The 18,775-nt window shown below is 39.6% G+C and carries 18 protein-coding genes and 2 pseudogenes; 4 read left to right on the forward strand and 16 right to left on the reverse strand.

Annotation, left to right across the window (positions count from 1 at the left end; translation table 11 throughout):
• The first annotated feature begins 14 nt into the window (after positions 1-14).
• The gene (locus tag ACGEDC_RS00130; protein WP_394495693.1) at positions 15-569 is read left to right on the forward strand and encodes a DUF6942 family protein; all 555 of its coding nucleotides are present in this window, start codon (positions 15-17) and stop codon (positions 567-569) included.
• An 8-nt stretch (positions 570-577) separates the two neighbouring features.
• On the opposite strand, the gene nadE is transcribed toward ACGEDC_RS00130, so the two are convergent.
• From nadE to ACGEDC_RS00180, 10 genes and pseudogenes are all read right to left on the reverse strand, one after another.
• Positions 578-1,408 (reverse strand): ammonia-dependent NAD(+) synthetase, encoded by an 831-nt coding sequence (gene nadE / locus ACGEDC_RS00135; RefSeq protein ID WP_119969418.1) that lies wholly within the window; start codon positions 1,406-1,408, stop codon positions 578-580.
• Positions 1,409-1,603: 195 nt separating this feature from the next.
• A pseudogene (locus tag ACGEDC_RS00140) lies at positions 1,604-2,907 on the reverse strand (inosine/guanosine kinase).
• Positions 2,908-3,131: 224 nt separating this feature from the next.
• The gene (gene adk, locus ACGEDC_RS00145; protein ID WP_055024642.1) at positions 3,132-3,776 is read right to left on the reverse strand and encodes an adenylate kinase; all 645 of its coding nucleotides are present in this window, start codon (positions 3,774-3,776) and stop codon (positions 3,132-3,134) included.
• Positions 3,777-3,909: 133 nt separating this feature from the next.
• Positions 3,910-4,773, reverse strand: a complete 864-nt coding sequence (locus ACGEDC_RS00150; protein WP_119969417.1) for a co-chaperone YbbN — start codon at positions 4,771-4,773, stop codon at positions 3,910-3,912.
• A gap of 103 nt (positions 4,774-4,876) precedes the next feature.
• Positions 4,877-6,796 (reverse strand): molecular chaperone HtpG, encoded by a 1,920-nt coding sequence (htpG, locus tag ACGEDC_RS00155; RefSeq protein ID WP_394495697.1) that lies wholly within the window; start codon positions 6,794-6,796, stop codon positions 4,877-4,879.
• Positions 6,797-6,990: 194 nt separating this feature from the next.
• Complete coding sequence (gene recR / locus ACGEDC_RS00160) at positions 6,991-7,590, reverse strand: recombination mediator RecR (RefSeq protein ID WP_055024645.1); 600 nt, start codon at positions 7,588-7,590, stop codon at positions 6,991-6,993.
• A gap of 285 nt (positions 7,591-7,875) precedes the next feature.
• A complete protein-coding gene (locus tag ACGEDC_RS00165; protein WP_394495699.1) occupies positions 7,876-8,127 on the reverse strand; it encodes a helix-turn-helix transcriptional regulator in 252 nt (83 codons plus the stop codon).
• Positions 8,120-8,617 (reverse strand): hypothetical protein, encoded by a 498-nt coding sequence (locus ACGEDC_RS00170; RefSeq protein ID WP_080916040.1) that lies wholly within the window; start codon positions 8,615-8,617, stop codon positions 8,120-8,122. Before ACGEDC_RS00170 ends, ACGEDC_RS00165 begins: the two co-directional genes overlap by 8 nt.
• Before the next feature lie 409 nt (positions 8,618-9,026).
• On the reverse strand, positions 9,027-9,674 hold the full coding sequence (locus ACGEDC_RS00175) for a hypothetical protein (RefSeq protein ID WP_394495702.1): 648 nt from the start codon (positions 9,672-9,674) through the stop codon (positions 9,027-9,029).
• A 208-nt stretch (positions 9,675-9,882) separates the two neighbouring features.
• Positions 9,883-10,434: an outer membrane beta-barrel protein gene (locus ACGEDC_RS00180; protein ID WP_394495704.1), complete on the reverse strand. Its 552-nt coding sequence runs from the start codon at positions 10,432-10,434 to the stop codon at positions 9,883-9,885.
• Positions 10,435-10,576: 142 nt separating this feature from the next.
• Here ACGEDC_RS00180 and ACGEDC_RS00185 point away from each other — a divergent pair, with 142 nt between their 5' ends.
• Genes ACGEDC_RS00185 through ACGEDC_RS00195 form a run of 3 tightly spaced genes read left to right on the forward strand, consistent with a single transcriptional unit; the run spans position 10,577 to position 12,260 of the window.
• On the forward strand, positions 10,577-10,828 hold the full coding sequence (locus ACGEDC_RS00185; protein WP_394498183.1) for an SgrR family transcriptional regulator: 252 nt from the start codon (positions 10,577-10,579) through the stop codon (positions 10,826-10,828).
• The gene (locus ACGEDC_RS00190) at positions 10,747-11,895 is read left to right on the forward strand and encodes an ABC transporter substrate-binding protein (protein ID WP_394495706.1); all 1,149 of its coding nucleotides are present in this window, start codon (positions 10,747-10,749) and stop codon (positions 11,893-11,895) included. Before ACGEDC_RS00185 ends, ACGEDC_RS00190 begins: the two co-directional genes overlap by 82 nt.
• A 26-nt stretch (positions 11,896-11,921) precedes the next feature.
• A complete protein-coding gene (locus ACGEDC_RS00195) occupies positions 11,922-12,260 on the forward strand; it encodes a hypothetical protein (protein ID WP_394495708.1) in 339 nt (112 codons plus the stop codon).
• A gap of 411 nt (positions 12,261-12,671) precedes the next feature.
• Here the strand turns inward: ACGEDC_RS00195 and ACGEDC_RS00200 are convergent, their stop codons facing one another.
• The 6 genes and pseudogenes from ACGEDC_RS00200 to ACGEDC_RS00225 all read right to left on the reverse strand — a co-directional run bounded on the left by ACGEDC_RS00200 (position 12,672) and on the right by ACGEDC_RS00225 (position 18,531).
• Entirely contained in the window at positions 12,672-13,031 is a 360-nt protein-coding gene (locus ACGEDC_RS00200; RefSeq protein ID WP_394495710.1) for a hypothetical protein, read from the reverse strand.
• A 106-nt stretch (positions 13,032-13,137) separates the two neighbouring features.
• Positions 13,138-13,692 carry a GNAT family N-acetyltransferase gene (locus ACGEDC_RS00205; protein ID WP_080916045.1) on the reverse strand — a complete coding sequence of 185 codons (555 nt, stop codon included), beginning with the start codon at positions 13,690-13,692 and terminating at the stop codon, positions 13,138-13,140.
• 249 nt (positions 13,693-13,941) lie between these two features.
• Entirely contained in the window at positions 13,942-14,271 is a 330-nt protein-coding gene (locus ACGEDC_RS00210) for a YbaB/EbfC family nucleoid-associated protein (RefSeq protein WP_055024650.1), read from the reverse strand.
• 130 nt (positions 14,272-14,401) lie between these two features.
• Positions 14,402-17,205, reverse strand: a pseudogene (gene dnaX, locus ACGEDC_RS00215) (DNA polymerase III subunit gamma/tau).
• A gap of 249 nt (positions 17,206-17,454) precedes the next feature.
• Positions 17,455-18,006 (reverse strand): adenine phosphoribosyltransferase, encoded by a 552-nt coding sequence (gene apt / locus ACGEDC_RS00220; protein ID WP_055024652.1) that lies wholly within the window; start codon positions 18,004-18,006, stop codon positions 17,455-17,457.
• Positions 18,007-18,165: 159 nt separating this feature from the next.
• Positions 18,166-18,531, reverse strand: a complete 366-nt coding sequence (locus tag ACGEDC_RS00225) for a YbaN family protein (protein ID WP_065110571.1) — start codon at positions 18,529-18,531, stop codon at positions 18,166-18,168.
• Positions 18,532-18,775: the final 244 nt, after the last annotated feature.

An 18,775-nucleotide genomic window follows, 5' to 3' on the forward strand; every position in this document is an offset into this window, starting at 1 on the left:
ATAATCTAGTAAAAATGAGTGAATTAACAGACATTAAAATGACATCAGACCTGTCACCAACCAATAATGAACAAATAAAATTTGGCCATAAAAATGCCAAAATGGCGTTTTATTTACCAACTGCACCTATCATCCCAACAGACACTGAACTCACGCTGGCTGATACCAGTAAGATAATCGAACTTAATGGTAATCATTGGCGTAAAATCTTTACCATAATGGCCAAAATTACCGCCGAGAATAGCTCAGCCGATTGCTGGAAAAAACGAAGAGCAGATTTGTTTACGACAAAAAGTGAAGCACATGACTCAACATGTTTAATCATCAATTCAGCAGGTTTAGACCCGCATGCAGAAGTGCATATTTTATGTGGCCAGGTGACTTATGAACGATTACAACATTCAATAGAAACGCATATGGGCCTGAATTGGCAAGATGAGTTAACAGAACTGGGTGAAAAACAAAAAGTAATGGCGCATAAGCAAGTCCTTATTGCGCCATATTTAGATTATCGACAGTTTCCTAACCAGCTCATAGAAGCAGTGAGAGACTACCTAAAACAATATTGAACTTATCACTAATCATAGATTGTTGGGATAGGTTGACGCTTGTGTTGCGTGCGCTTGTATATCGCGACCAACTTATCTTCAACATGACTCTCTACGTCTTTCCCTTCTAAAAAGTCATCAATTTGATCGTATGTAAGGCCTAATGCCACTTCATCTTCAAGTTGTGGCTTATCATCTTCTAAATCTGCTGTTGGTGCTTTTTTTACTAATATCTCAGGAGCACCTAAGAAACTTGCAAGCTGTCTGACTTGACGTTTATTAAGACCAAACAATGGTGCTAAATCACACGCGCCATCTCCGAACTTAGTGTAAAAACCAGTAATATTCTCAGCGCTATGATCGGTTCCTACGACTAAACCACCCGTTAATCCTGCAATATGATATTGAGCAATCATGCGCATTCTGGCTTTCACATTACCTTTAACAAAATCAAGATTATCATTGTTACTTACCGCAATGCCTGCCTCTTCTAAACCAGTCACTGTCGCATTATGTACACCGACAACGCCATCAGCAATATTAACAGTCACTTGTTTAGATGGCTGAATAAACTGACACGCTAATTGAGCCTCATCTTCATCTTTTTGCACTTGGTAAGGCAGGCGAACAGCAATAAATTGATAATTTTGTTCAGGGTTGTCAGCGTTTAAGCTATCTACAGCTAACTGACATAATCTACCTGTAACTGATGAATCAACGCCACCACTAATGCCTAGTACCAAACTACGTGTATGTGCTTCAACTAACTTGGTTTTCAAAAATGCGACACGACGTTCGACTTCATAAGCTGGTTCAATCGCCTTAAGTACTTTCATTTCTCTTAAGATTTGTCCCTTCACAACGCTCTCCAATTTCTGTAGTCAATGCTGTTTTATTTACCCGATGGTACTTACAATGAGGTATTTACGCTCTAATTGGTATCCTACTGAATTTTACCACAGGTACCAAGTACTACTTATGCAATTTAAGTGCAATTTACGTAATAAAAAAGGCGAGCATATTACTATGCTCGCCTTTCAATTTATGCTGTAAATTTAACGTTCCCAGTATGACTCTTCAAGACTATCTTCACGCTCTGGTAAGCCACGAGAAAGTCTTGGACTATGTTGTGCCAAAACTTCATAAGCTACACGGTTTGCGTATTTACACACTTGTGAGAATGACGAGTAACATAAACCATCACGTTGATGTTTACTTGAGCCAGGTACATTTGTCTTATGGAAGGTATTGGCAGATAAGTCATGTAATAAGGCCGCTAATGCTCCGTCACCCGCTCCGTTAGTATTTCTAATCAGTTCAGGTCCGCCCATGTATGGTGAAATATGTGCGAAGACTTTAATCGGAGTTTCACAATCTGCTTTTAATTTCGGGCGAGAAAACTCATAGCGGTTAAATTCAGGGATAGCGCCAGGTAATAGAGTATGACTGGTTGCACGCTTTTCTGAATCTTCTGCGTAGCCCGCAGTATATAAACCCAAAGGCCCTGCGGTACAAAGTACCATGTCACACCATTCAAGTGCCGCATCAGCAGCCAATAGTGGGTCGCTAAAGCCTGTTAACGCTTCGCCTTCATCTTCATTCATTGCCAAAATCGTCACATTTTCACGAATAAAGTTTTGCCACCAAGTTGGATCTTCTTGAATTAGGAAGCGGGTGCCCAATGTCAATACTACTGGAACCTCTGCTGCTTTTGCATATTCAATTGCTTTCATCGCAGCGGATGTCATGCCATCACCTTCACTGGCGCGCATTAAATAGGCTGTAATAACTAGCGCAGAACTCCCTGAATGACTTCTTGATTAATATATTCTGGGGTTAACTTATCCATTGAGCCTTTACTAATAGCAAAGGTACGCTCACCATTTTCAGAAATTAACGTAAAACAACGACCAATAGGACCATCTACAGGTTGTAAATAGTTTAAATCTACCTTTGATGAGGTATTACATAAATAACGGTAGGCGTAGCTTCCTACCATAATATTCTGGCTCATCACCCCGAATAATACAGAACGGTCATCCGCTAAAATTGAATAGTTATGAACTGTGTTACCAATGGTACCACCTGCAAATTCATCGCTGATCATCTCATTGTTTTTTAACTCGTTATAGAGTTCATGGGCTTGTTGGTCATCAATAAGGGTTGAGTTACCTTTTGGTAAACCATAACGCTCTAATAGTTCGTCTTCTACTTTGGCTTCAATATCCACCAAGGTTTGATCGATACCGCAAATGTAAGTTGAAAAAGATTGCTCTTGTTGGGTTAACTGAGCCAGTAATGGGTCTCTGTTATTTACCGGGAAGTAATGCTTAGATTTGCGTTGACCAGGAAACTTCATCTTAAACTCTCTGAGTAGGCATCCGTGCTTAAAAGGATTGTGGATTGAACAGCATTTTATGCTTTATACCAAACGCTAATTTTAACACAAAAACAATCAACACCAATACTGATGTCAATCTTTGTCTCTTTTTGTGACAACTATTTTATTTATGCCATAAAAAAACCTGCAATGCAGGTCTTTTTATGAACAACAGTCGTTGGAACTGTAATTTTAGCAGCTAATTAACCTAGTAACTGTTTAACTTGCTCACTCACTGCCGCAACAGTTTGTGTGCCATCAAACTTGGTGTACTGAGTGTTACCTTCAGCAGCCACTTTACCGTAGTATTCAACCAATGGCTTAGTTTGCTCATGGTAGATACCTAAGCGCTTACGTACTGTTGTTTCTTCATCATCTGGACGAATTGATAACTCTTCACCAGTTACGTCATCTTTACCTTCCACTTTTGGTGGGTTGTAAACGATGTGGTAAACACGGCCAGAACCAGAATGCACACGACGGCCACTCATACGTTTAACGATTTCTTCATCAGGTACGTCAATCTCAACAACGTGATCAATTTCAATACCGTTTGCAACCATTGCATCAGCTTGTGGAATAGTACGTGGGAAACCATCAAGTAAGAACCCTTTAACACAATCATCTTGTGCGATACGTTCTTTAACTAAACCAATAATTAGGTCATCTGATACTAACTGGCCTGCATCCATTACTGATTTAGCTTCTAAGCCTAATGCTGTGCCAGCTTTAATTGCTGCACGAAGCATGTCTCCAGTTGAGATCTGTGGGATACCGTACTGCTCCATAATAAACTGAGCTTGTGTACCTTTACCGGCACCTGGGGCACCCAATAGAATAATGCGCATCTCAAAAGTCCTCTTTATTGCTTTCATATTTTTAGGCGGCGATTTTCGCACATTTAGTCCATCTTTAGAAGGTAAATAACCAAAGAGTTAGACCAATATCTAATAGCTCGCAACCTGTTAAATTTAGCGCTGTTTAATACAGCAAACTGTATAAACGACGACGATACTGATTGGCTATGGTGTTTCCTTGCCCTAAGGCAGTCAATATTTCCATGAACACCTGTTTGACTTTCCCGTCAGCTGCAGATAAATCTTTTTGTAAAATCGCAAAAAGGTTTTCTAATGCTTCTTCACCTCGGTTAGCTTGACTTAAGGCCTTGGCTAAATTGATTGAAATTTCAACATTATCTGGCTCAGCTTCTAACGCTTGTTGTAACTGACGAATTTCAGGTGTATCGGCTGCATCTTCAGCTAAAGCCAGTTTTGCTTTGAGGTTTTGATAATAGCTGTCTTGATCGGCAAGCCCAATAGTGTCTAATAAGGTTTTTGCATCACCAAGAATACCTAACTGCAAGTAGGCATCGACCATAAGTAATGCAACTTCAGCTTGGTTACCTGAATCAACATAAGCACTTTTTAGTAAGCTTAATGCCTCTTCTAATTGCTCTTTTGTCACCGTATCGCCAGCTAAAATAACTTTAGCCGCATTCACATCTTGTACCCATAATTCAGGTAAATGCTTATTGAGCATGTCCAAAACTTGCGCTTGTGATTGAACCCCGGCAAACCCATCGATAGGTTTACCTTGGCTTAATACCAAATGGGTGGGTAAGCTTTGAATTTGAAAATAGTTAGCAATCTCTAATTCGGCTTCACAGTTAACTTTAGCAAGAATGAATCGCCCAGCTTGCTCGTTAGCAATCTGCTCCATCACTTGCAGCATTTGCACGCTTTCAGGTTGCTGTTGAGCCCAAAAAGACATAACAACAAAGTTATCCATTGAGGCATCAACAACTTGCTGTATGTTCTCTTTGGTTAAATTAATAATATGTTCCATCGTGGATCCTTGTTAGCAGTGCTATTTATTCAGTATCACACTGGCTAAAAATAAACGCTAATAAAAAGCGGACACTCGGTCCGCTTGTTTATTATGACGACGCTTACTTCAAGCTTGCGACTAGCATTTCATTGGTTAACTTAATGAATGCAGAAGGATCCGCTAAGCTGCCTTTTTCAGAAAGCTGTGCTTGTTGAAGTAATAAGTCAGCCCAGTTAGCAAATAACTGTTCATCCTGTTCATTGTTCAAACGTTCAACTAATGGGTGATGCGGGTTGATTTCAAAGGTCGGTTTCGTTTCAGGCACTGGTTGACCCGCTGATTGCATAAGCTTGATCATTTGTGATGACATTTCACCTTCACCGGCAACAACACATGCAGGCGTGTCAGTTAAGCGCGAAGTCACTTTAACGTCTGCAACTTTTGCACCTAATGCCGTTTTCATACGTTCAACTAATGCTTGTGCTTCACCAGCAAGCTTTTCTTGAGCTTCTTTTTCATCAGCATCTTCAAGCTCACCTAACTCTAGATCACCACGTGTTACCGAATGCAATTTCTTGCCTTTGAATTCAGTTAAGTGGTTAATTAACCATTCATCAATACGCTCTGACATCAATAACACTTCGATGTCTTTCTTACGTAATAATTCAAGATGTGGGCTGTTTGCTGCCGCTTCATGGCTGTCAGCAACAATGTAGTAAATCTTGTCTTGGCCTTCTTTCATACGGCCGATGTAATCATCTAATGACACGTCAGTTGCTGCGGTATTTGTGTGTGTAGAAGCAAAACGTAACAAGCCAGAAATACGCTCACGGTTAGCGAAATCTTCAGCAGGACCTTCTTTTAATACTTGACCAAATTCAGCCCAAAATGCTTGGTATTTCTCAGCATCATTTTTAGCCATTTTTTCAAGCATGCCTAACACACGTTTAGTCACACCGCTACGTAAAGCTTTAGTGATGCTGTTGTCTTGTAAAATTTCACGAGACACGTTTAAAGGTAAATCATTAGAGTCAATTAAGCCTTTTACAAAGCGAAGGTAAGTCGGCATAAATTGCTCAGCGTCATCCATAATGAATACACGTTGAACAAACAGTTTTAAGCCGTTTTTAGCATCACGGTTAAACATATCCCATGGTGCTTTACTTGGGATATACAATAAGCTCGTGTACTCTTGTTTACCTTCAACACGATTGTGAGACCAAGTTGCAGCATCACCGTAATCGTGAGAAATATGCTTGTAGAACTCTTGATACTCTTCATCAGAAATATCAGATTTACTACGAGTCCAAAGCGCAGTGGCTTTGTTCATCGGTTTCCACTGACCTTCAGTAGCTGGAATCGACTCCCCGCCTTCTTCTGTCGCTTCAACAGCAGGTGTACCTTCTTCGTACATTTCTACAGGTACAGAGATATGATCAGAGTATTTGGTGATAATTGAGCGTAAACGTGTGTCATCAGCAAACTCTTTTTCTTCTTCACGTAAATGCAGTGTAATTTCAGTACCACGGCTGTTTTTAGTAATGGTATCAACAGTAAAGTCACCTTCACCTTGTGATTCCCACACCACACCTTGGTTAACATCCGCACCTGCAGCGCGAGTACGAACAGTCACTTTATCCGCTACGATAAACGCCGAGTAGAAGCCCACACCGAACTGACCAATAAGTTGCGAATCTTTTGACTCTTCGCCAGATAAGTTTTTGAAGAAATCAGCAGTACCTGATTTAGCAATAGTCCCTAAATGTTCAATGACACCATCACGAGTCATACCGATACCGTTATCTTCAATCGTAACGGTGCCTTTTTCTTTATCGGTGCTGATGCGAACACGAAGTTCAGTGTCATCTTCAAATAATGTGTTATCAGTCAATGCAAGGTAACGTAACTTGTCTGCAGCATCAGCGGCATTTGAGACTAATTCACGTAAGAAAATTTCTTTATTTGAGTATAAAGAATGGATCATCAGATGAAGAAGTTGTTTTACTTCGGTTTGAAAGCCATGTGTTTCTTGTTGAGACATGAAAATTTCCCTTGGTTTAACGTTAATACAGCAGTTGTACTGAAATCTAATATTTGACGTTTCAATGCAACTAAAATTCTTTGTTACCTAGGAAATGGGGCGTGAAAATCAGTTTTCAAGGGAATTTTTTTCTGATGCCTAAAAAAACGCAAAAAGGGCTAAATTAGCCCTTTTATTATTAACTCGTGTTCGTTTTACAGAGGGATGCGCCCATTAAATGATAACGCTAAAGTCGTGCTATCGACATACTCAAGCTCGCCACCTACTGGCACACCATGAGCAATACGGCTGATAACCACATTATGACGACGTGCGATATCCGCGATAAAGTGCGCTGTTGCATCACCTTCTACTGTAGGGTTTGTTGCCAAGATTAACTCTGTGACATCTTCTGAAGATAAATGCTGTTCAAGTAACTCAAGACCTAGTTCATCAGGGCCCACGCCATCAAGTGGTGACAAATGGCCTAATAACACAAAGTATCGCCCCATAAAATGGCCACCAGCTTCGATAGCAAGTACATCTGCAGGCGTTTCTACCACACATATAACGCCAGCGTTTCCTCGTTTAGGGCTACTGCAAATTGGGCATAATTCTTGTTCAGTAAACGTACGGCACGCTTGGCAATGCCCTACTTCACTCATAGAGCGCTCAAGAGCGTTTGCCAGTTTTTGCCCCGCTTTACGATTACGTTCCAATAACTGAAATGCCATACGCTGAGCAGACTTAGGCCCTACACCGGGTAAGCAACGTAATGATTCAATTAATTCATCAACTAGCGGACTAAATTTCATAACCTAATACTGGCCTTAACAGTGCTGTTGCACTTTATAAAAATGAGATTAGCTGACTCAACAATTTATCAGCTAAATGAATGGGTGATTATTATCGTAAGCGATAAAGATTGCAAAGAGTATCTGAGCCCAAAGCGCGGTTGGGCTTTAAAGCACTGTGAGTCGCTAATACTGAACCATTTATCCTCAACAGATAACCTCAAGCGGCCAGTGATATAATTTACTAGTTTCAAGAAGTGTTAGTCGCTAGCAACAACTCATCATCCTAATAAAACCTACAAACAGCTAGTCTGTTGGTTGGGTATCGTTTACAGAGCGATAGCGAAACACCTCTTCAAGAGGTAAATTAAATACCTCAGCAATCTTGAACGCGACTTCTAATGTCGGCGAATACTTATTTGATTCAATCGCCATTACCGTTTGTCTAGTGACACCGATGAGCTCAGCCAGTTGCTTTTGGGTCATTTCATCATTTAAAAATCGTAATGTACGGATAGAGTTACTGATCCCCATACCATCTTGATCCACTTTACCCATAAATATCTCCTGTGCGGCCTTTATACAATTGCACACCATAATGGGCTAATTCGGCAGTTAAAAATGCCACTAACAAAATGTGTAATGGTAAATGAGGAATCGGCTCAAACAAAATTATTTCAGCTTGTTTTTCTATTCCATATTGAACCATGGCTAAAATAACGCCGGTTTGTAAAATTATCGCCGAGTATTTGTAACCCACTAGGTTTATCTGTTTTTCTCGCACATCCATGGGTTGGTTTAATTCATCATCACTCACAAATGCTAATACAATATAACTCAGTACCATCAACACAACTGAGTAAATAATGATTTCGAGCAATACACCAGATAGCCACACTGTCGAGGCTAATTCTTCAGCACTGGCATAGTACATCCGGCTTAAATAAATATAAAAAATATAGCCCGTTACAAGTAAATCAACCGATAAAGTCACTTCCCTAAAGCTGGTTTCTTGCAACCATTGATATAAATTCTGTTTGTTGACCATGTTAACCTCACCTCACTCCATGTAAAAGATATTTAACTCGCAGTTAATTTATGCTTACTTATTATCCATGTCAAATATTTTTAACCTCAAGTTAGCTTTTTAGTACTTTAGTATGTGTATCAACCCACTTGGTCAAGATTATGTCTCTTATCAAAACCAGCTCTTCACATCACAGCTCGTCAATTATCATTTTAGACAACATCACCTAGATGGACGAGCTAAAAACCCAAAATACACTTATAAAACATAACCTTAAAAACAAAAGGTTCAAGGATTAGCAAAAGGGTTAGCGTAATAAATTTAAAGCTGCTGTGACGTATCAATAAAAGGATTATTTGGGGATTAACGAGAGAAGTAACGAGGCAAGTAACGAGAGGATTAATCGCAAGGACTTCTATTTAAACAAGGCTTACCAATTCACGTTAAGCTGATGAACGGCTTTATCTGAATAGGCTATCACATCAGCATAACCAGAATTTTGTGAAACATATAAACGAGTAACATGATATTGATATGCTGAGCCCCGTTGGGCTTGCGCTAATTCAATGGCCTTTTTAGCTGACTCACCATTGACCATTTCACTAGCACCTAAAAAAGTAACAAGCAGACCGATAACACCTAGTAAATAAGCTGATTTGGGTTGAGTTGTTTTATAGTTGGCCTTGACCAAAAGTTGCAAAGACTCCTGAGAAGATAGCTGACAGTATATCCAAATAAACACTGCAACAAGCAAAACAGCAACGCATATTGGTCCAATCACTGTCAGTGGGCTGAATTTCATTAATGCTATAAGCAAAGCAGGCGGAGTCGTAAATAAAGTGTCAAACGATATACCAACAATCAGTACTGAGATAAAAATACTCAACCAACGTAATGTTTGAACCGTTTTAAGGCTACCTCGAAGTAGCAATACTCCTGAAATGACCCCAAAAATGGTAAAGCTTGAGGCATAATTAGTTTGATTGATAATGCAAAAAATCATTACCGCAATATCAATCAAACCCAGTAAGAGTAATAACGCTGCAGCCTTTTTAAAAGGATGAATATTTTCTTCCATGAACAAACTCTTATACTATTTATTGGTTAAGCGTTTTATTTAATCAATTAACATGAGGTAAATTGACCCAATAAACACGACATTAAAGCTCTATATCTAGACACTATAACCAAGCTATTAAGCAGTAACTAATATTAATACTTCCAATTACTAACAATTAATCGTCGTTATTGATATTGAGCGAACTTCAATATGAGTGCAAACCAAGTTAGAATCGATAACCCACATCAAGCATCCATTGGCCAGATTTAAAGCCGCTCGTTTCTTCTGAATAGCCAATGCTAGTCATAAAATGTTGACCAAACTCCCCTTTTACTCCGGCTGAAGCAACAAAACTATTATCGGTCTCGTTATTGCCTGCAGTTGATAATTTATCCCAAGACCAACCCACTGTGACATAAGGTTTTAACACAACTGAGTTTGTTACATGATAAGGGATACCATAACCGATACTCGCCTGATATCGATCTAAATCTACTGTCGTTGTATTAAGCGCCCCATCTTTAGGATCAACGCTAGAATAATCATCTTTTGAGGTTGAACTTATCCTAAAATCAGTGAATAAATTGTCTTTTAATGACGGAACCAATACTCCTTGTGAGTACACTGAGTAACCGTCTAAAGTCTCACCATGGACAGAGTCAGTCGAATAACCTGCACCAACGGTTATACCTGAAAAGAAATCCCCTAGGGTTCCTGCTTGGCTTGAACCTGAAACTAACGCAAGTGTTAAAGCTAATAAAGTTAATTTTTTCATCATTATCTCTCCAAAAATGTGTCTAGGTTCAGTATTGAATATACCGAGCAACAAAAAGAGGTAGAGGTTAATTTTAGCTTTTCACCTTTTAAGGTCTGGACTACTATGAATCTAATAAGTCATAGATAGAAAGATGAATAATTCGATGGATAATTCTGCCACGACAATACAGTTACAACGACTCAATCAATTAGAGACTCGGTTTGGGCGAAATGTAAATAATGTAGATAAGTTTGAACTTGCTGAAGCGTTAATATGCTCAACTCGAAATGTAACAAACATAATGAAAAGTTTGTCTGCATTAGGATGGATAACTTGGAACCCTGGACGAGGCAGGGCAATAAATCAAGCTTTTCGATTGTGCACTCTTTTGAAGCGTTACTCATCGCACGGTTAAAAAATATGTCCCAACACGGCAGTTTAAATCAAGCTTTTCAATACGCTGAAACGTTTCACTACCAGCATGCTTTCAAACAACATCTTTCCCAGTGGCTTAAAACAACCCCAGAAGAGATTGAACGTTCAGATGAACTTATCTCACTGGTTAATTACTCCTTACCAGCATGCCACCCAATTAAAATGACTGATTTGAATGCTGGTCTTTATGTCAACGCGCTATTTGATACTTTAATCAACTATCACTCTGAAACGGCATCTTTTACCCCTAGTTTAGCTCACCAGTTTACTAAAACAGCTAAGGGTTATGCCTTTAGAATCAGACCCGATGTATATTTTCATAATGGTGTATTGCTCACTCCTGAATATATCAAAAGTCATTTATTAACACTTAAAAGACATGCCCCTTTGCACGCTTATTTATTCGAAAGTATCAAAAACATTCAGGTGAATAAAAGATGGGTAGAAGTTGAATTGTTATTCGATGACCCGTTATTTCTACATGGGTTATCTGATATCCACAGCGCAGTCTTTTTAGAAGATGACAAGCATCCCGACTTTCCTATTGGTACTGGTAGTTATTGCTGGGAATCCAGAAATGATGAACATTGGTCGCTTAGTAAAAATGAACATTATTTTGGTGTAAATGGCATTCTTAAGCGTGCTGACTTTTGGACAAATAAAGATATCAGCACTCATAATATGAGCCATGTTATAGAGCAAGAAAGTACACTACAAACAATATCTCAATCACCCTTGCTTACTCATTCAAAACTAGCAGGTTGCTATGCATTGTGCTTGAGCCATCGACTGCCCCTCTACACGAGAAAGCCATTAATCTCATTGGTGTTACAACAGGCTAACTCTATTCACCCTGAACTGCCGTTATGCCAAACGCTTTTCGGTAATATTGCTATTGATGTCAAAAACAATCATGACAACGAAAACAACCAAGTCCATGCAGCAAAAAGAAAAAAACCTCAAATTCAGAAACTGAACTCATTACTGGAACAATTGCTTTTTGGGACTCAAACTCAGAAGTATCAACTTTTATTCAAGAATCTTTAAAGAGCTTAGGGTTAACGCTGTATTTGGTGTCAGATAAAAGCAAAGCTGACATGTGGATCTCAGAATATTTATTTGGCAAAAATACCTTACTTGATCATTATTACTGGTTATTAGTAAGTGATACTGCACAGCATTTATTGCCATCATTACAACGTAAACAATGGCTAGAATGGGCAAAATCGACAAATGATCTAAATGATTATTTATCTGATATAGAAGAGGAATGTAAAACAAATCACTACATTACACCATTATGGGGAAAATCAATCACATTTAAAACGCATAAATCTCTACGGGGAGAAAAGACTGATTCATTAGGTTTAATGACACTGGCAAATTTATGGTTTGATAAACGTAAACAATAAAATTATGTATACCTTCACTCCTTATTAATGATTGTAGATTCATGACATTGGAAAAAGATGTAAAAGCTAACAACAACAGCCTTTGAACAGCGCAATACATTAGCCCAGAGCGGTGATTTAATACTTAATGTCAATAATGAGAAAACCAAATTAATTGTTGGACTTGATTAACTGACTAAATCATTACACAGGACATTCAGCTTGTTTCATCTTATAGTCGATAAAGTCCTTATAAGACTTAAAACCGCCCAAGTTTAGCTTTGCATCTGGGTAATTATTTCTAAAAAGTGTATTCATCTCTAAACTCTTAATATACATCTCACAACTTTTTGGCACATTTTTATCGATAATGTAAGTAAACCCCATATGCAAATAAGTGTTTGTTAAATTATCAAACTCTTGTTTTTCTTCTTATATAGCTCGAGACTTATCCAAATACGTGATGGAAGCATTGAACCTATCTTTAAACAATATTGCACCATTATTAAATCCAGTAGTCTCATAATGCTCAGTATATAGCTCTACCGCATACGACCTGAGAAAAATAGCATAAGCGATGTATGCTTCTGCTAGTCCTGAATCGTTTCCTTCTTTTTGATAAATCTCAATAGCCTCTAATATGAACTTTTGAGCGGGCAATGGTCTTTGTTTAGTGTCAAAAAGCCAATAAGCATCAGTTACTTTTTGCTCTGGATCATTTGTGTGTGGAACTAATGCAGCGGCACAGCCTGCCAGTGAAATGATAGTAAGAAAGACGATAACATTGCGCAATTTTGAATTCCTTGAAAATATCACTCCTCATTAAGAGGAAAAAGTGGTTGATAAAAAGTGAGGTTCGAGCTTAAGCCCTCTTTTATATCAGTTTATGACTGACTTTTTATAAATTCTGAGTATCAGACCTCAACAAAGAAAACACTTTAAGATCATGATAAGCGCCTTTCCAAAAACCATGCTGCCTCAGTATGCCATCACATTTAAAACCGAGCTTTTCAAGTAGCACTTCTGATGCTCTATTGCCAATCATCACATAAGCCTCAATTTTATTAACGTGTTTAGGGCATTTTTCTGAAAACGTAAATTCGATGACCTTCCTTACTGATTCAGTAGCATATCCTTTGCCCCAAGAGTTTCTTTTGAACTCGTAACCGATAACAGCAACATGATTACTTTCCTCGAAACGATTAATGCCGCAACCACCAATAAACTTAAATGTTTCTTTATCCCTTATTGCCCACCTAACGGATTTACCTTCTATAAATCCTGCTAAATCTGCATTAATTAAGTTAATAGCTTCTTTCTCGGTAGCAAAAGACAGATCATAGAATTCAGTAACCTCAGGGTCAGAAAACAATTCTAGTATCGACTTGGAGTCATCAATTGATTGCTGATTAAGTACCAATCTATCTGTCTCAATTATTGGAAATATACTCATAGTCCCCTGAAGATTTTACGCCCACATTAAGTAGGCTAAAAGTGCTTGCTATATACATTTAACCCTGACTAGATTGCTTTAAATTATTAAATAAAACAAGACTTAAACCATTTATGAAATATTGATTGTATAAGATTGAATACCTATATTATTAGCTGTTCTATAAACCTAAACAGACCAATTACCCACAAAAAAAGCCCAAGTCAATGACTCAGGCTTTCATTTAAACTTAACTAGACTAAAACAGTCTTAGAATGGCATTTTCATTCCTGGCGGTAATTGCATACCACCGGTAACTTCTGCCATTTTAGCTTTTTGATTTTCTTCGATGCGACGTGCTGCGTCGTTGAATGCTGCAGCAATAAGATCTTCCAACATTTCTTTATCGTCTTCCATTAAGCTTGGGTCAATGTCAACTTTACGAATGTTGTGTGAACCCGTCATGGTGACTTTTACTAAACCTGCACCCGCTTCACCCGTCATTTCGGTTTGTGCGATTTCTTCCTGCATTTTAGCCATTTTGTCTTGCATCATTTGGGCTTGTTTCATTAAGTTGCCCATACCGCCTTTTCCAAACATAGTCTTTTCTCTTAATTAGGTTATTAGCAAGCCGCCAAAGTGGGGCTAATCTTACTGTAAAAAAATAAATTGGCAATAAAACTGCGTTTATTGCAATCAAACTTTTGAAGTTAACAACGCTTTAGTTGATTTATTGTGCAACTAAAGCAGGAATTTGTTGCCCTATTGCTTGTAACTTCTCCGCTGGATACACCAAGGTATCTGGATTTAGCTGTGCAGCTAATCGACTAAACATCCATTGTACGTTGTCATCATTAATTAAAGCGTAATTTGCATTCGCTAATAATTCACGATGAAATCTTTTTCTTAACTCAAGTGGGGTTTCATGTGCTTTATCTACACCAACGGTAATCTCAACCGTGGTCGGCACGCCCATGTGTTCTGTTAATGCAACTTGCAGTTGCTCAATGGCGATGTCCGCTGCTAGATGCTTTTGATCTGGCTTTAACAGTAATGGAATCGGATTACTCAAGCTTTGACAAACTGAGTTAACAGCGAGCTGCCTTACCCTACCACCAATACTGAGTGATGCCATGACTTTATACCAGTGTAAATCAAGTTCATCACCCGATATTTCATGTTCGCCATTGACCGCAAGCGCAGTGGGTTTAGGTATCGACGTCTCCTGCTGGTTGGTATCGACTTGAGCCACTGCCTCGACAACGCCTAGATTTGGGCTTGAAACATGGCTTTGTTGCTCACCATTGCCAGCTTGCAAATCAGTAACCTGTGCATCAGCAACCGCATTTTGTGTATCTTTTATTGCTTGTGCATTGGCCATTGGCGGTTCAATTGCATCTTGTGGTTTATTCCAAGGTGCTTGCTCTTCAATCTGCGCGCCTTTATCTGTAACGTTCGCACTATCAATAACGTCAGTGTTTGCTGAGCTTATACTGTCATTATGATGAGACGCTTGATTGAGTGATTGCTGTTCCGTCTGGCTATTATGTGTTTGCTCTGTATCTTGAGTAGCACGTTGTCCTTCTGCGGCATGGTTACTGCGTGGTGCGGGTACCTTAATACTAGGACTCGCTGCCGCCTGTTGCTTTTTTGCTTGCTCTCCTTGACTTGTGAGTGAGTTTAACTCTGCTTTCAAGGAATCATTAGTTGCTAAAACAGCATCCAGTAGCGCATCTAAATCATCGCTGCTTTCAGTACTTTCTGTTGTTTTAGCGGCCTCAACCTGTGAATCATTTGTCGATGCAGCGACAGGCTGCTCAGGATGATACGACGCCATATCACCTAGCCCATAGTCAGCATTATTATCGTCACTGTCAGCCTGTGAAAATTGCTCATAAGCATCCATTGGCATCCCATCATCAGATGAATAGGTTGCTTGGGGCTCAGCACTCACTTCTGGCTTATCTGCAGGGACATTTTTCTCTAAAGCTAAAGAGCCTGACTTTGATTGAGGTGGCGTTTGTATGTTTTCGCCCGAATCAATATCAAGCGCCTGCGTCGCCGCTTGTTTATACTCACTCGCTTGCGGTGCATTAGCCGATGACGCTTGCGCTTTCGTTGGTGTGCTTTGCGATAATGATTCAGCTTGTTGACCAAAACCTAAACTGTCCGCTTGGCTTAATAGCAATGCTTGTTCGGCAGCTATCGCTTCATCTGATTGAGCTTGGTTCGACTCAGTAGACTCAGGCTGAGTAACTGGTTGTAAGTTAGCATCTGCAACCTTGCTGTTAGCTGACTCATTGAGCGTATTACCGGTATTTACGAGTGTATCAACCACTGGCGTAACAGGTTTTACAACATCATGCTTTTGCGCTTCAGCAGCGGTGTTCTGCGCTGAGGGTTCAGGTAATGCAATCTTTGCAGCTTCATCAGTATGCCAACGTTTTACAGGCTTTTCCGGTACAAAGGCTATCGCTCTTAATAGCGCCATTTCAAGCCCAGACTTAGGGTCTGGAGCAAACGATAACTCTTTGCGCCCAGCGAGTAACAGCTGATAATACAACTGCACTTGCTCTGGCGAGAGTTGCTGAGCAAAAGCGAGAATTTGTTCACTATAAAGTGATTGCTGCGCAGCTGCAGGGGCGAATTGGCTTAACGTAATTTGATGAAGTAATTCAAGTAAGCTTCTTAGCACTTCATCAGCGTCAGCTCCAAAGCTGAGCACTTGACTGGTTGTCATCATTAAATGCCCGACGTCGGCATCGCAAAGCGCCTTGAGTAAAGCAAGCACCTGTTGAGTATCAATACTGCCTAACATCGACTGTACTTGCTGATGCATGACTTGGCCGCTACCAAATGCAATGGCTTGGTCGGTTAAGCTAAGTGCATCGCGCATACTACCATTAGCCGCTTTAGCCAATAAAGTCAGCGCTTGAGGCTCATACTCAAGCTGCTCTTGAGTTAAAATGAAATCCAGTTGTTGACTGATTTCATCTTGCGACAAGCTTTTTAAATTAAACTGTAAACACCGAGATAAAACGGTGACTGGTAGCTTTTGAGGATCCGTTGTAGCTAATAAGAATTTGACGTGCTCAGGGGCTCTTCCAAGGTTTTAAGCAAAGCATTAAAACTGCTTCGCGACAACATATGCACTTCATCAATCAAGTAAACTTTGTAACGCCCACGAGATGGTTTGTATTGAACGTTATCCAGTAACTCACGAGTGTCATCGACCTTAGTTCGTGATGCCGCATCGACTTCAATTAAGTCTACAAATCGACCTTGAGCGATTTCAACACAGCTCGAACACACTCCACAAGGTGCTGAGGTCACCCCTTGCTCACAGTTAAGCCCTTTAGCAAATAGTCGAGCTAAACTGGTTTTACCGACACCACGGGTGCCTGTAAATAAATATGCGTGATGTAAGCGCTGCTGAGTTAATGCATTTGTTAGAGCTAATAAGACATGCGACTGCCCTACCATCTCTTCAAATTTTGCAGGCCGCCATTTACGGGCTAACACCTGATAAGACATGGAATTCCCCAAGCTTTAATAAAACGGGTTGAGTAAGCTTCATTTTACCCAAAAATAAATTTAACAATAACATGCAAGTCAATGCTGCGCTATTGATACACAATTTAGCGAGCGGGTTTGCCCAAGAATTACACTAACCATTTCGCTGAATTGACGTTAATCCTGATTTACAGACATAAAAAAGCAGCGCTTGATAACGAATATGCAAGCACTGCCTTGATATAATGACGAGGTCATTGGGTAAATCGATTACTCACCTTCAAACTCACAAAGGGTCAAAATTTCGATACCCAATGCTTCAATGCGTTTTTCGCCACCGATATCAGGCAACGAAATAACAAATGCAGCATGCTCGACTTCACCACCGAGTTCACGAATTAGCTTAACAGTGGCTTCGATTGTGCCACCAGTAGCAAGTAAGTCGTCAACCACAAGCACTTTATCACCAGGCTGAATGGCATCAACATGAATTTCTAAGGTATCTTTTCCGTATTCAAGGTCGTAAGTTTGCGCAATTGTTTTGCGTGGTAGTTTTCCTGGTTTACGAACCGGAACAAAACCAACGCCGAGTTCTAAAGCCAGCGGCGCTCCAAACAAAAAACCACGAGCCTCTGTACCTACAACTTTAGTAAAGCCAAGTGACTTGTAATGCTCAACAAACATCGCAATCGTGGCTTGGTAGGCTTCAGCATTTTCTAATAAGCTGGTGACGTCACGGAACATAATGCCCGGAATGGGATAGTCAGGAATGGCTTTAATGCTGTCTTTGATTAACGCTAAACTTGCTGAATTCATAGTCATAATAGATTGTCTATTTAAAAAGGAATGGATTAATAGCCAGTTATTGGTATTTGATTACACTTAAAATGCAAAAATAGTATCTGACATATCACTCGATTGGAGGTGATAGTAAGCATGTTTCAATACAGTTGCAACTCGAGAGCAAAATTCCGGCAACTTTTAATCTAACTCTGGGATCTGCCACAAAAAAAGTAACAGTATACATAACATACAAACTAACATGATTTGCACCCAAAGCAGTGGCACGATGGCGATACTGACCACGAAACTTAGCGTCGTCATAATCATGGCTTTTCGCTTCAAGCGTTTGTTAATTGATCGCTTATTTTGCCAGTCATTGAGCCCTTGAGAAAACCAAGGATGTGTCATCAGCCAATTGTGTAACCTGTCACTTGAGCGAGCAAAGCAATAAGCTGCAAGCAAGATAAATGGTACAGTCGGTAGTAAAGGAACCACAATACCAATCGTTCCCAGCGTGACGCTGGTTAACCCAGTAATTAAAAACAAGCCACGTTTTAGGGGCATAATTCTCCAAACTCAATCAAAAAAACCATTCAATAGAATGGTTTTTAGTTTACCGATGCTATAAAAATACATCGATATCATAACTGAGATCAGCAGTTAAATTAAGCCTGCAAGTCTCAACGCAGAAATAGAAGCTGGTAATGTTGGTAAAAGTAAAACAAGGATAAAACCAATAAAATACAAAATGTTAAATGGGTCTTTAAACGGCTGACTCATGTTATTTGATTCCTAAGAGTTAAGTTGA

The organism is Shewanella sp. ENK2 (genome assembly GCF_043568515.1).
Taxonomy (GTDB): Bacteria; Pseudomonadota; Gammaproteobacteria; order Enterobacterales; family Shewanellaceae; genus Shewanella; species Shewanella japonica.